This is a genomic window from Sphingomonas hankookensis (genome assembly GCF_028551275.1).
GTDB lineage: Bacteria > Pseudomonadota > Alphaproteobacteria > Sphingomonadales > Sphingomonadaceae > Sphingomonas > Sphingomonas hankookensis_A.
The window spans coordinates 1,778,151-1,790,953 of the sequence record NZ_CP117025.1 but is presented as its reverse complement, the minus strand read 5'-3'; the positions used below and the strand labels follow the sequence as shown (position 1 = coordinate 1,790,953).

Annotated in this window: 9 protein-coding genes and 2 riboswitches; of the genes, 1 reads left to right on the top strand and 8 read right to left on the bottom strand. The window is 61.1% G+C overall.

Going from position 1 to position 12,803, the window contains the following annotated elements:
* Positions 1-4 precede the first annotated feature (4 nt).
* The 4 genes from cobW to PPZ50_RS08460 all read right to left on the bottom strand — a co-directional run bounded on the left by cobW (position 5) and on the right by PPZ50_RS08460 (position 5,196).
* On the bottom strand, positions 5-1,042 hold the full coding sequence (gene cobW, locus PPZ50_RS08475) for a cobalamin biosynthesis protein CobW (RefSeq protein WP_073977035.1): 1,038 nt from the start codon (positions 1,040-1,042) through the stop codon (positions 5-7).
* Between the two features lie 182 nt (positions 1,043-1,224).
* Positions 1,225-1,452, bottom strand: a riboswitch (cobalamin riboswitch).
* Positions 1,453-1,481: 29 nt separating this feature from the next.
* Positions 1,482-2,000: a hypothetical protein gene (locus PPZ50_RS08470; RefSeq protein WP_194917572.1), complete on the bottom strand. Its 519-nt coding sequence runs from the start codon at positions 1,998-2,000 to the stop codon at positions 1,482-1,484.
* Positions 1,993-3,039, bottom strand: coding sequence for a HoxN/HupN/NixA family nickel/cobalt transporter (locus PPZ50_RS08465; protein WP_073977028.1), 1,047 nt, complete (start codon positions 3,037-3,039; stop codon positions 1,993-1,995). The genes PPZ50_RS08470 and PPZ50_RS08465 overlap by 8 nt, the downstream gene beginning before the upstream one ends.
* An 81-nt stretch (positions 3,040-3,120) precedes the next feature.
* Positions 3,121-5,196 carry a TonB-dependent receptor gene (locus PPZ50_RS08460; protein WP_420794411.1) on the bottom strand — a complete coding sequence of 692 codons (2,076 nt, stop codon included), beginning with the start codon at positions 5,194-5,196 and terminating at the stop codon, positions 3,121-3,123.
* Between the two features lie 134 nt (positions 5,197-5,330).
* Positions 5,331-5,566: riboswitch (cobalamin riboswitch) on the bottom strand.
* A gap of 294 nt (positions 5,567-5,860) precedes the next feature.
* Between PPZ50_RS08460 and PPZ50_RS08455 the strand changes: the two genes are divergently transcribed.
* A complete protein-coding gene (locus PPZ50_RS08455) occupies positions 5,861-6,493 on the top strand; it encodes a tyrosine-type recombinase/integrase (RefSeq protein WP_150426410.1) in 633 nt (210 codons plus the stop codon).
* A gap of 447 nt (positions 6,494-6,940) precedes the next feature.
* Here the strand turns inward: PPZ50_RS08455 and PPZ50_RS08450 are convergent, their stop codons facing one another.
* From PPZ50_RS08450 to PPZ50_RS08435, 4 genes are read right to left on the bottom strand one after another with little or no spacing between them, the layout of a single operon-like run.
* The gene (locus PPZ50_RS08450) at positions 6,941-8,239 is read right to left on the bottom strand and encodes an MFS transporter (RefSeq protein WP_081096413.1); all 1,299 of its coding nucleotides are present in this window, start codon (positions 8,237-8,239) and stop codon (positions 6,941-6,943) included.
* A 25-nt stretch (positions 8,240-8,264) separates the two neighbouring features.
* Positions 8,265-9,224, bottom strand: a complete 960-nt coding sequence (locus PPZ50_RS08445; protein WP_081096414.1) for a glycerophosphodiester phosphodiesterase family protein — start codon at positions 9,222-9,224, stop codon at positions 8,265-8,267.
* A gap of 1 nt (position 9,225) precedes the next feature.
* Entirely contained in the window at positions 9,226-10,086 is an 861-nt protein-coding gene (locus tag PPZ50_RS08440; RefSeq protein ID WP_073977048.1) for a glycerophosphodiester phosphodiesterase family protein, read from the bottom strand.
* Between the two features lie 14 nt (positions 10,087-10,100).
* Entirely contained in the window at positions 10,101-12,794 is a 2,694-nt protein-coding gene (locus tag PPZ50_RS08435) for a TonB-dependent receptor (RefSeq protein ID WP_196490294.1), read from the bottom strand.
* Positions 12,795-12,803: the final 9 nt, after the last annotated feature.

Sequence of the window (12,803 nt, the reverse complement as noted above, 5' to 3'; positions counted from 1 at the left end):
CGCCTTACGCCAGCAGCACCGCGCGAATGGCGTCTGCATCGACATGATCGTGCTCGGCAATGGCGACCAGCGTGGTGCGGCGCGGCTCGTCAGGCCGCCACGGGCGGTCGTACTGGTGGCGCACCCGCGCGCCTACCGCCTGCACCAGCAGCCGCATCGGCTTGCCCGCAACGGCGGCATAGCCCTTCACGCGCAGGATATGGTGATCGCGCGCCAGCGTTTCGATCCGCGCCACAAGCACTGCCGGATCGGCGATCTCGCCCCATGCGATGACGGTGCTGTCAAAGTCGTCGTGCTCGTGGTCGTCATCTCCATCATGGTGCGATGGGCGCGCGGCGATGTCGTCCTCGGCAGCGGCATCAAGGCCCAGAATCACGCGCGGATCGACCACGCCTTCGGTCAGTTCGATCACCGGAACCGGGCGACTAAGCTCCGCCGCGATGATCGCGCGCGCTGCGGCGACACCTTCCGGACCTGCCAGATCAACCTTGGTCAGCAGAATCATGTCGGCGCAGGCAAGCTGGTCCTCGAACACTTCCGAAAGCGGCGTCTCATGATCGATGCTGGGATCGGCGGCGCGCTGGGCGTCAAGCGCGGCCACATCGGGCGCGAACCGGCCTGCCGCCACCGCTTCGGCATCGGCCAGCGCCAGCACACCGTCCACGGTGATCCGGCTACGAATCGCGGGCCAGTCAAACGCCTTGAGCAGCGGCTTGGGCAAGGCCAGACCCGATGTCTCGATCAGGATGTGATCCGGGCGCGGATCAAGCGCCAGCAGCTTTTCCACCGTGGGGATGAAGTCATCCGCCACGGTGCAGCAGATGCAGCCATTGGCCAGTTCTACGATGTTTTCCGCCGGGCAATCCGGAATGGCGCAAGATTCCAGAATCTGGCCATCCACGCCCAGCGAGCCGAATTCGTTGACCACCACCGCCAGCCTGCGCCCGCCCGCATTGCGGATCAAATGGCTGATGAGCGTGGTTTTCCCCGCGCCCAGAAAGCCCGTAATGATGGTGACAGGCACCTTTGACAGGTCGGCCACAAGCAATTCCTCCGCGCGCCAGAGCGACAAACGGCGGGGCTTGCCGGACAAGTCCGGTCGGCGCATCGCAACGGGCAGGCGCGATGAAGCACCCGTTACCACGCGGCCGTGCAGCCCCAGCCGCACAGCTTCGTCGCTCAGACGGAGAGTTACCGTGCCGTGACCATCCCCTGGATCAGGCAAGAGCGACCGGTGCGCCGGCAGGTCTCCTGGCTCGCGGGTCACAGCTTGATGCACGCCTTCCCAGACTTTGCGCCAAAGCGCTGTCCAGTGGCAGCTCCTGTGTTCAGGAGCATGTGCATCGCGCTATCCGCTTACAGTTGCAGGGACAGCCACGGATTTGGGAGCAAGCTCCCGCACCGCATTCCCGATTAAGCCCCTTGCGGGGCACCGGCGCGATCATTGAAGGGCGGGTTGCCCCGGTCCTTCGCCGCGCGCTCTAGACGAAAATGCCAGCCAAGCCAATTGAAGTTGTTGCTTCATCCTCTTTACGCCATCGCCTTATCTCGGATGGGTTGGCTGCCAGGCGCTCGATCGCATCGCAGGGATAAGTCCAGAGCGTTATTTCGGTTACGCCTTTTCTGATCCTGGAAGCCCCCGATAGGGCCAAGCGGCCGTCCTTGGCCCACCGTGTTCGCTCGCGGGACGTGATGCAGAGAATATCCTCGACCTGCCGTTGACTGACAGGCTTGCACGCTATCCGGAAAAGCCGTTTCCGTATGGCATCGACGAGATCTTCCGCAGCCTGCCTTGAATTCGGATCAAAGACACAACTTTTTCTGGATTTAACGAATGTTCCGTTGGAACGAGCCATCAGCATCCGGATCGCCGCGTCGCGCTCGCCGTGATGTACGCGAAGCCCGAGCGGCATTCGGACATCAAGATCGATTGAGACGGTGCAGGACTGGTCATCGTGGCTGAGTATGACGCAACGATCCACGCAGTGACGGTCAGGCAACGACCGAAACCTCGATTTCATCGAACCGCTTCCAGCGATAGATCGCGTAACTCGCCAGCCAGCAGAACACGAAAAGACCGATGATGGCGAAGCCCAGACCATTGAAATTTTCGCCCAGTTCAGCGGCGACCCGCCATGGCCTACCCGTAAGGGCCAGCTTGTCGCCAATCAGGGCCAGCGTTTCGATTCCACCAATGACAATCGCCACGATGGCCGAGATCAGGGTAATGGTGATGTTGTAGTAGAGCTTGCGGATCGGCTTCACGAAGGCCCATTCATAAGCGCCCAGCATCACCACGCCGTCCGCCGTATCGATGAGGGCCATACCGACCGCGAACAGGGCGGGCAGGACCAGGATTGTCCCGATCGACAGGCCATCGGCGGCCTGGCTGGCCGACATGCCCAGAATGGCAACTTCGGTTGCTGTATCGAACCCAAGCCCGAACAGAAACCCCAGCGGGGCCATATGCCAGCTTTTGTTCACGAGGCGGAACATCGGCCTGAACAGTCTGGAAAGCAGACCGCGCCCACCCAATAGCAGATCAAGATCGTCCTCGGCATAGCTGCCGCCTGCACGAACATGGGCAAAAGTCCGCCAGACAGAGCGCAGGATGACCAGGTTCATGCCGGCGATCGTGAACAGGAAAAGCGCGGAAATCACGGTTGCAATCACGCCACCGATTTCCTTGAAAGCGCCAAACTGCGACAGCGCGCTGGCCGTCACCGCAATGATGATCGATGCTATGGCAATGATTCCGGAATGCCCGATCGCGAACCAGAATCCGACCGAAACCGGACGCTGCCCGTCCTGCATCAGCTTGCGGGTCACATTGTCGATCGCCGCAATATGATCGGCATCAACCGCGTGACGCAGGCCCAGCCCCCAGGCAAGCACGGCGGTGCCGAGCATCAACGGCTGTGCATGAAACAGGCTGAATGCCCAGACCCAGACGCCAATGTTGGCGGCGATCAATCCGGCAAACAAGGCACCAATTCGTCGGCGCAGAGACAGGGACGGCAGTGTCTTCGTGAGGGGCATGATTGGCTCGGCGATTGAGGAATGAACAAACGAAGGACGGTGCCGCAGACGTGCCGCAGCGCCGCCCATCAAGGGATTTCGCTAGAAATTGACCTTTGCGCCAATCCTCACAGTTCGAGGCTCGACCACGCGGCTCAACCGGCCTTCCACCGGAGCACCTGCATCAAAGGCGGGGATGTAGGACTCGTAATAATAGGCGATGTCCTTGTCTCGGCTGTCGAAGATGTTCAGCACTTCTCCAAATATCTCGACCTTCTTGCCCTTCCACGCGGCCCGGGCATTCATGACCGTGCTGCCCCGATCCCGGACACTGTTGTCCTCGACAAGCGGAGAAGGTCCAAGGTGGCGCACCCGAATGCTGGCTTCCCAGGGATCAAGAATGATGGCGGCACCTGCTGAAGCCGCGTTCTCGAATGCATTGGGGATGTGATCGCCATTGTCGAAGCGCGCATGGCTGGCGGTATAGTTTCCATCAAGCGCAAGCCAAGGGAACGGCCGCCAGAAGGCGACGATTTCATAGCCATGACGCCCACTGGCACCCGACGGTTCAACAGCATTGGAATCGCCAATGAAACGAAGTTCGCTGCCGACATGCAGCCACCAGTAAGTCGCGGTTAACGTGACCCCTGAGAATTGAATGCGTCCTCCCAGTTCCTTGCCAATGCCGCGAACCAGAACGGGAACAGGCGTGTCCCTGTTGACCGCACCCCGAACATCATTGGAATGGAATCCACGGCCCCAGTTGGCGTAGAGTTCAAGATGCGGCGTAACCTGATAGGCGATTGACGCCTTGGGAGAGAGAATCGACGCTGAGCCACTGCCTTCGCCCAGCGACGCCGCAACAGAATCTCGTGCACGCACGGAATAGTGATAATAGTCCCCGCGAAGACCACCTGTCACACGCAGTCCCGCCAAGGGTTTCCAAGCGACTTCGCCGTAGAGCGCGGAAGACAATTCCCCGACCCGGTAGTGCCCGAGTGACGCAAGAAATGCGCGGGCAGCCGTTCGATCGACACCAACATTCCCGACGGCGTCGTATCTGTTTTCGGTGCCAAGGCTCACAGCCAGACTGTCAGCGATTTCCCAATGTTTTTGTGCGGACAGCCCGAGGACCCAACGCCGGTCGAACTGCTTGATCTGCGCGCTTGTGCTATCCGGATCGGTGTAAGTGGGGTTCGAGAACATCGACCAGTCATAAAACTGGGCATAGACATTGGCGCGCCATGTCGGTTGCTTGACCGCGATGTTAGCCACCAGGCGCGTCGTCTCACCCCGCGCGGAAGGATCTGGAGAGCAGAACACATCCGCACAAAACGCCGTGCCGATAATGCGCTCGGGGATTTGCTCGGTTGGGTGCCATGTCGCCCGGTAGGCATGGAGAGATGCCTCCAATGTGCCCGCACCGGTCGGCATCCTATATTTCGCGAACCCCGAGTAGTGGCGCAGACGTTCAGGTTCCTGCCACGGTCCGTCATAGGTCTTGGCCTGGGCGACAAGCGTGAGGTCTCCAGCACCCAGGTCGTGCAATGTTCCGCCCGCAGCGACGCTGCGCCAACCATATGATCCAGCCTCGGCCGATGCCCATGGCCGGTCATAACCCTTGATGGTCGTCATATAGGCTGCTCCCGCCAGAGCGAAATCACCGCCATCGGCGCGGTAGGGCCCTTTACGAAAATCCTCCCGGCCCACGATCTCCGGAATGAGCCCGTTGAGGTCGAGATAGCCATGACCATGTCCGTGGGTACGAAAGTTCATCTGCACATCATCGATATAAGTACTGAAGTCAGACCCATGGTCGAGGTTGAAACCGCGCAGGAAATACTGGTTGGCTTTGCCGCTCCCCGAATGCTGGGCTGCAACCAGCCCCGGCACCGCTTCCAGCAGTTCGGCCACGCGGAGAAGAGGCCGCACGAGGAGATCGGCCCCTCCGACGCTTCCTTCGCTCGCTGATTTGGCAGTGCCGATCATGGCCTCACCGCGACCGAAAACCACAATGTCGTTGCCTGCCACGACTGCATCCGCGCTTGTTTGCGATCCCTTTTCAGAGGTTTCGGCAAAGGCCGGTGTTCCGATACAGATCAGCGGAAGTGCGCTGCTGGTAGTAATGGTCTTGATCACGAAATAGTCCCCCGGCGTCTTGCGACGTGGCCGGGGCATACCCGCGCGAACGGGCGACACGCGCGGCGACCGGACGCCATGGGTGGCCGACGCACGTCTCCGATGCGACCCCAGCCGCTCGTTCGTCGCTCAGACGGAGTTCACCGTGCCGCAGCCATCCTCTGGACCAAGGCAAGAGCGACCAGACGCCGGCAGGTCTCCTGGCTCACGGGTCACAGCTTGATGCACGCCTTCCCAGACCTCGCATGATTTAGCGTCCGGCCCAGTGGCTGCCCCTTCAAATGAGGAGCGATGTACATCGCGCTATCCGCTTACAGTTGCAGAGACAGCCACGGATTTGGAAGCAAGCTTCCGCACCGCATTCCCGATTAAGCCCCTTGCGGGGGGCACCGGCGCGATCAATGAAAGCCGGAATGATCCGGTTCTCGATCCCTCGTCTAACTGAAGTGATCGGAAAAGCCAATAACGCTTGGAGTAGGGATTGAATCAACGATTACTGCATCCCGCGCCACCATTGCCATTGGCACGGCCAGAGCGCACCAACCGCGCGCACTCGATTTGAATGGCGGGTTTTCACTGAACCTATCGTTGGCCATCGGACTCCTGTACGACCGGAAGTGGTCGGCTGGTGCCTCGAGGTAATCATGCTTATCAGGCGCCAGAGCGTTCTTCGGACGGCCACTCTGGCCATCGGAGAATGATCATGGAGATGCCTGAAACCGAACCCACCGCCACAAAGCGCCAAGTCTGGAATGCCGGACGAACCGTCGGTGCGAAGCGCGCGCTGAAACCGAAGCAAATTTGGGAGATCCGATTCTACCTCAATCAGCACCGCCGCTTGCGAGATCGGGCGCTATTTGACTTGGCGATCGACAGCAAGCTTCGGGGCTGCGACCTCGTGCAGATGAAGATCGGCGACATCGTCAGCGGCGGGCAGATCCGAACGCGTGCGATCGTGATGCAGCAGAAAACAGGTCGGCCTGTTCAGTTCGAACTGCTCTCAGACACCCGGGGCAGCCTGCTGGCTTGGCTTGAGCGGCGGGGCGGCACGGTCGACGACTATGTCTTTCCCAGCCGGGTTGATCATAATGGGCATCTCAGCACCCGCCAGTACGCCCGGCTCGTCGATGAATGGGTGACAGGGGTTGGTCTGATGCGAAGCGACTATGGCACGCACTCCCTTCGCCGAACGAAGGCATCGATCATCTACAGGGCGACCGGTAACCTTCGTGCCGTCCAGATCCTTCTCGGTCATAGCAAGATCGAGAACACAGTGCGCTATCTCGGGATCGACGTGGAAGACGCGCTTGCCCTTGCGGAGAATACCGAAATCTGACCGGTTGGCTCCTCGCCTCCCGCGAGGGGCCACTTCACCGCGCTTTGGGACAAAACCGCCGTTTCAGCGCGCATCCGTGGGTGTCAGGTTTCGGATAAACCGGCCGTTCGCGAACCGTAGGAGATCGGGCAGGGAACGAGCAAGGCTGGCCGATTCCAGAATGGCTGCTTGACGGCAGTCGACTCTGGGAAGCTGCCATACCCCAAGCAAGAAAGCCGGTCGGAAGGATGTCCGACAACATAGCAAGATCACGGATACGCTCCATGGCGCGGTCGCGATCGGGGAATTCGAGCAGATTGAAGTCGGTATGGGGCACTAGGCAATATTTGGCTTGGCCACCGATCGAGCCGCCCGTGTCGACATGGCCATAGGCGCCGCCGGCTCGCGACGGATTGCATCCTCTTGGTGCAATCCTGTTTGGCCGGAGACATTGAACGTTGTCACCGATCAGATCCGCGGCATAATGCCGAGCCGTCCGCCGCTTCGGATCGGGGTCGACAGGACCATGACGGCCAGGCACATTGCCACGGCGGCCGCTGGAATGCCCGCCATGGCGAGGACAAGCCCCGTGCCGTCAACGCGATAGTCCACCAGAAAAAGCCACGCCGCGACCGTCAAGCTGGCGACCGCCAGCCCGAATTTCGAAATCGCCGTCAACAGCGCAAATGCGGAGGCGGGCGCGGTCGGACGCTCGGCGGAAACCCGATCCGCGAAGCTCGCCCACAAAAGCGTGGCAATGCCTCCATTGGCCGCGCCGAACAGGAATGCGAAGGCCGCCTGCGCATAATAGCCGGCGGTCTCGGCAAGCGTGAAGGCGATCGCCCCGGCGCCCAGAAGGACGAACGCCACGCAGAGCGTACGGAGGTGGCCCATCCGACGCAATGCGATCAGCCAGAATGGCTGCGCCACGGTAAGGCCGACTGAGACGGCGATGATGATCGTCCCTCCCTGGCCCTGCCAGCGATAGGCGACATAATAGGGTTCGAGCTTGCCGAACACCGATGTCGCTATCGATACCAGAAACATCAGCAGGAGCAGCGGGATCAGGCCGATGCCGGTGCCCGAAGCGGACGATGCGGCGGGAACCGCGCAGTCGGCGCCAGGACGTGGCCGCAGTCGCGTCAGATACCAGGCCGAGCCGATGGCGACCACGGACATCCCCAGCGTCACTAGCGCAAAACGGCCGCTTCCGTTCTGACTCCCGCCGCTGACCAGCCAGGCGAGCGCGGTGGCGACCGCGATGGAGGCCATACCACTACAGGACAGCCGCAATGCAGCCAGCCGCGCGCGCTCCCTGGCATTGCGCGTGGCGAGACCCAGCGTGGCGTTCTGTGGAATGTCATAGAGCGCATAGGCAATACGAAAGAGGGTCGCGAGCAGCACCGCCCAGATCAGCCGCCATGCCTCGGGCAGCAGATCCGCGGCGAAGAGAGGCGTTATCACCGCCGCGCTCGCGCAAGCCCCGATGAACTGCAACCGGCAGGCGCGGGCAAGTGTGAACGAGGCGCCGCGCAATTTCCAGCCGATGGCGAGGTCGATCAGCGCGCTCAGCACCAGTCCACCGGCCAGCAGGCCCCCCATCCATGCGGCGGGCAGCCCTGCGCGCTCGGTCAGGAAGAAGGCGAAGACCAGCTCGCTTGAATACCAGAAAAGGCTCTTTCCGAAATGCGCCACGCCATAGGGCCACAGCGCCGCCTGGCTTTCGGTAAGCGCTTCCCGATGCAAAACTTTCAAATTCCGGCGCACGCGGGCTCGCTAGCGCCGATATGCGTCAGCGATGTGACGCCTCGCCTGAATGCTGGCGCGCGATAAATTCCTTGAGCATTTCCGGTGCGTCGGTCTGGATCATCGAGAAACCATCGCTGAGCAGGCGGCCCCAGATGCGGTCCGGATCGCTCATGGCTTGGGCATCGCCATCGCCCAACGTGTTCGTCCAGAGCCTTACGCCCGCCTTGCGTGCCTCGTTTCGCAGCGCCGCAAGGGAAACGCCGTCGAGCCGGGGCGTGCCGAAGGCAACGGGACGGCGGCCGCCCGCAAGCTGTTGCCGGGCGAGCGCCACCATCTCGGACGGAGTTCCGCTGACTTTCGACAATATGGGCATGAACGGCACGCGATCATAAGGGGAGATGGCCGCCAGCGGCGGGGAGCCTGACCCGGCCCTCGTTTTCAGGATGGCATCGTTCGCCGCGCCCAGGCGCAAAGCTTCGTCGATCGCTTCGCCATAGATCGCTTCCTGTATATCCAGGTTGAACAGGATGCGGCCCTGTCCATGGGACAACATGTCGGCAAGGGTCGGCACCTGCTGGGCGGTCACCGCCGCAGCCGCGCCGCCCATGCCGTCGCGCAGGTGCAATCGCCTGATCTCGGCAAGCGTCATGTCAGCGACCTTGCCGGTGCCGTCCGTGGTCCGGTCGACCGTCGCATCGTGCATGATGACGAGATAGCCGTCGCGGGTGCGACGGACATCGGTTTCCATGACGTCGATTCCCATGGCGATGCAATGGTCGAGCGCAAGCAGAGAATTTTCCGGCGCGCCCGGCAATCCATGCTTCACGCCTGAGCGATGGCAGCCGCGATGGGCAACTACCATGGCGCCGCTTTCAGCGTTCGCCAGCCGTTGCCGGGGACTTTGCGCAAGCGCGCGGTCTGCCGCGCCCGTCCCGATGCAGAGCGATGTGACAAGGGCAATGGCCCATAGCCGGCGGGAAGTGGTGGCGATCGGTCCAGTCATATTAACGGATCATCCTGTGACGGCCAAGTTCGGTCATGCGCTCGATAAGGTCTTTTGGCCGGTCGGTCTGGATGATGCTGACTCCGCTGTTGATGAAAGCATCATAGCTTGCACCGCGATCCGCCGCCGCCGCGCGATCGGGACCGCCAATGACGTTGACCATGCCTCTCACCCCACGCCGATCCAGCCCTTCAATCAACTCGCGCGAAAGATAGGCCGGTGTCAGGTGAACGAAATGCGGGCTGGCCTGCTTCAGATAATAATCCAGTTCTTCGCGAGACTGGGCCAGCCGCACTGTTTCGCCGCCACGCCATTGCGCCTGCATATTATCAAGCCACGGCGCATCGTCGGCATAGAAAAGGGCATGGCGGATGCCCGCCTGCCGCAGAATCGCCGCCACCTCAGGAGCGCGATCGACCTTGAGGTGAAGATCGACCACGATCTTGTCCCGCGCGATCCGCAGCACGGATTTCAGCGTCGGCACCCGATAGGCCGTCGGCTTGCCATCGGGACCGAGCAGGCGCAACCGTTCGATTTCCGCGAACGTCATGCTTTCCACTTCGCCGTGGCCGTTCGTCGTCCGGTCAATCTTCGGATCATGCATCAGAATGGCGACATTGTCCCGGGTAAAGCGGACATCAATCTCGACAATGTCGACGCCAAGTTCAATCGCGCGGCGAATGGCGGCGGCCGAGTTTTCCGGCACCTCTACATGGGCGCCGCGGTGCGCGACAACGAAGGATCGGGCGCCGGGCGGAGCCATCAGTGCTGTCCAGATGTCATCCGAGCGATGGGCCAGCGCGGGCTGGCCGATCGACAGGGCGGCGGCAATGACGGATACCGCGAAAAGGGATTTGCGCATATCTTGTGCTTTCGTCAGAATTTGTAGGATGCGCCGGCGAAGAATGACCGGCCATTGTCGATCACATCGCGGGTCACGGCACCGCCGGGGCCGAAATAGCGTGTGGGACGATCGTTTCCGACATTCTTCGCGGTGACCATGAATGTGAGATTCTTCCTCACGCGATAGGAAGCCTGGAGGTCCACGATGTTCGCAGCGCCTAGATAACGGTCGTTGGCGGCAAAGTCCGTGCCGACCACCGCAAGCTGACGGCCGGTGTAGTTATAGGCCGCCTTCGCGCTGAACCGGCCAATGCTGTAGAACAGGCTGGCGTTGAACACGGTATCGGCCTGCTCCAGCAGGGAATTAAGCTGGCGATAGGTGCCGTTGTTCATGAGAATGCTGGTGGGATTGGTCTTGAGCAGCGTGACGTTGGTCGAGAAACCCAGCCCCCTGAGCGGCGAAGACAGCGAGCCGAGGCTCGACACCACGAGGCCCAGTTCCAGTCCTTCCACACGCGCCTTGTCGAGGTTACGCGCCTGGCTCACGGTAACAAGGGTGGGAACGCCGCCGATGTCGAGCGTATCTTCCGACACAGACCGGAAGATTTCATTGGCGATATCCTTTCGAAACAGCGCGGCCGAGAAGATGCTGTCGCTGGCGAAATACCATTCGAACGAAAGATCATAATTGTCGGCCAGACGGGCCTTGAGATCGGCATTGCCCCTGGCGACCGACAAGCCCATCGGCGTGCGGGTGATCGTAGCGGGCGTAGCGAGGTCATCATAATTGGGACGCCCGATGGCGCGTGCATAGGCCGCCCTGAGCTTCACATTGCCGGTAACGTCATAGCTGGCGTTGAACGACGGCAGCAGATTGCCATAGCTGCTGCTGCGCTGGGCCAGAGCATATTGCGCGGGTGTGGTGTAAGCCGATCGCGTATAGGATGAACTTTTGAAATCGGTCAGTTCATAGCGCAAGCCGGCGGTCATGCGCAGCCGGTCGCCCCGCCATGTCGTCATGAAATAACCGGAATAGACGTTCTCCTTCACGCCGTAATTACCGCTGATATTGTTGTCCGCCGTGGCAGCGAGCAGGGCGTAATTCCCCTTGTTGGCCTGAAAATAGGCTTCCGCAGCGTTCTGATCGACCAGCATCATCGTATAGGCCGGATCGATAAAGGGCGAGAAGCTGTTGCCGCGGATCTGCGTGCTCAATAGCGGCGCAAGCGCCGTGGAGACCGGCTGATAATAGCTTTCGGTGTGATCGTAATTCCGGTCAAGCAGCCGGAATTGGGTGCCCGCCTTGAAGCCCAGCCCCTGGTCCTGCGCGGACATATTATGTCCGTAGTCCAGGCCCACGGTCGTCGCCTTTTCAATGTTGCGATTCAGGCCATAGCCGTAAAGCGTCTGCCGATAGCGGGACGGGTCGGTCGCGGCAGCATTGCGCGGCGCCAATATCGGAAAATCCGATTGGTTGTAGCTATAGTCATAGCCGAACAGGCTCGAGGCGCTGCCGCCTGTGTAGATGCTTTCCACATTGGCGCTGCTGAACCTTCCCACGCCATAACTGGCGCGAAAATTGATCTCGTCGCGCTCGGTCGGCTGGAGATCGAGCGTGCCGGTGACATAGCGGATCTGGCGTCGCTGGAAATATCTGTCATATTGCACCGTGCCGGTGCCGGACTGGGCCGTGCCGCTCGTTGCTGTCACATTCGTAAGATTGCCCGATGCCGCCAGGACATTGTCGTTGCGGTCCTCGTCATTCTTGTGCGTGAACTGAGCTGCCGAGATGGTGGCGGCAATGCCGTTGTGGTTGTTGAATTCCAGCTTCCCGAACAAGCCGAGGCGGTCGCGCAGATTGTCGTAGACATAATAGTCGCGCCGCAACGGTCCGGCATTGGCGCTGGCGATGCTGGGCGAATTGAGCGCGAGGCGCGCGCCAGCGGCATCATAATAGCCGTAGGAGGCAGCGGTCGGATCCGTCGACGAAGAGTCTCGGCGGAAATAACTGCCCCCGACGACCAGGCCGAACTGGTCTTCATTGCCGAAGCGGGTGGTTAGCAATGCATCGATTTTGCCGGACGGCGTGCGGTTGCTGTAACGGCGACCATTTTGATAATCGCCATAATCCACCCGGATCGAACCGAACAGGCGATCATGATCGAAGGCGCTGGGCGTGCGATAGTTGATCTGGCCACCGATGGCATTGCCGTCCATGTCGGGTGTCAACGATTTGGTAACCGTGATCTGGCTGGCAATGGTGGAGGGCAGCACGTCAAGCGACACGCTGCGGCGTCCCACCTCGGTCGAAGGCAGGGCAATACCATCACGGACGACGAGCGTATAGGCCGAGTTAAGCCCTCGAATGCCGACGAACTGATCTTCGCCCCGCTGATTGTTCTGAACCAGAGAGATGCCGGGGATGCGCCGCATGGCTTCGCCGAAACCGAAATCGGGCAGCGAGCCGACCTCGGACGCGGACACGACGTCCGCGATCCGCGGATTGGCGCGTTTGGCCTGAATGGCGGCACGATTCACATAGCGTTCGCCCGTGACGACGATATCGCCGTCATTCCCCTTCGCCTCCACATTATCCGGCAATCCGGTCTCACCCGGCTGAGGTGTGACCTGAGCCTGTGCAGCCGAAGCCGTAGCGATGGCGATCAGGCCCGCAGCCCAATAGTTTCGCCTGTTTGATCCCTGTTTCATCTGGAGAAGCCCCTGCATCTTTGTCCT